Source organism: Pseudomonas sp. (genome assembly GCF_037994325.1).
Taxonomy (GTDB): Bacteria; Pseudomonadota; Gammaproteobacteria; order Pseudomonadales; family Pseudomonadaceae; genus Aquipseudomonas.
Genome location: NZ_JBBNAH010000118.1, coordinates 1 through 1,123, shown reverse-complemented (window position 1 = coordinate 1,123; position 1,123 = coordinate 1). Strand labels below are relative to the sequence as shown.

Sequence of the window (1,123 nt, the reverse complement as noted above, 5' to 3'; positions counted from 1 at the left end):
AGCCAAGACATGCCAATCAGCAGGTTGTCGTTGCCATTACTTCCAGGGCGTGACGCATAGGTGCCATAGCCGAGCTTGGCCTTGTTGCTTTCCCAGTCCGCATCGCTCACCAGGCGCTCGTGAAGATACATCAGCGTCCAGACGTCCCAAGCTTGCCCAGGATTAGCCTTCATCTCGGCCCAGTAGTGCGACCATTGGGTATAAAACGCCATGCGTTCACCGTTTTGAACGGCATACGCGGTGTCCGACCAAAGGCGTTTGTAGACACCCTCAACAGGGTCTGCCTCGGCGCGGCCAGCCTTAATCAGATCGAAGGCGGAACGGTACTTTACCCGCTGAGGCGATTGATCCGCGCCATACTCATTAAAGATTCGCCAGTTTTTCTGCAGCGGGAAAATCTGATTGGACACCTCGTCAGAGAGGTCGCCGTACACTTTCAGACGTGATTCCTGCAGATTATGTCCCAGCTCATGGCTTTCACCCCAACCGCGAGGACTCAGCCCCCAGGTCTGGTCGTAAGGATTGCCGCCGCAACCAATACCACAACGAGCACGCGCGTCGACGTTAATGTGTTGGGTCCCTGGCATTCTGTGCAGCGTCTCGCTTGTGCAGTCCCACCCGAGCGCTTGACACGTTTGAAGAATGGCCGGGCTCAGCGACCGCCCCGGCATGGCAAAGCCGGCCAAACTGTAGGCCCCGCGGACAAACAAGTCGTCGAACTCGTTAATAAACTTCTGGATACCATCCTTCAGCACTTCGTCCATCAGACTGACCTTGGCGTGGACTTCCACCGAACCACCACGTATCTCCATCCAGTCGGAGTTACCCATACTCCAGACCTGAGTGAAATCAGCAATGGCCTGGCTATTGTCTTCCCCCCAACGGATATCGAGGAACGGATGCTGTGCCACGCCGACTACTTTGACAGTGACCTTTTGCCCCGGCTTCGCGCCGCTGTAGTGCAGTTGCAGTGGACCACCGTACGGGGTTACGAGAGCCAAAGGCATTCCCGGCTGAAGACGGATTGCAGGGCTTTTCAGGTAGTAAGGCCGATCATATCCGTTGGTTTCCCACAGTCGCGTCGACCCAGGCCATTGGGTATTGAAGCCAACCTGCAATGAGG

General features: G+C 56.3%; 1 protein-coding gene. It reads right to left on the bottom strand.

The genetic code is table 11. The features are described from left to right. Window positions 1-1,123, bottom strand: a 1,123-nt coding sequence (locus AAAB16_RS03865; RefSeq protein ID WP_340662157.1) for an ImpA family metalloprotease, incomplete at both ends; no start/stop codon positions are given.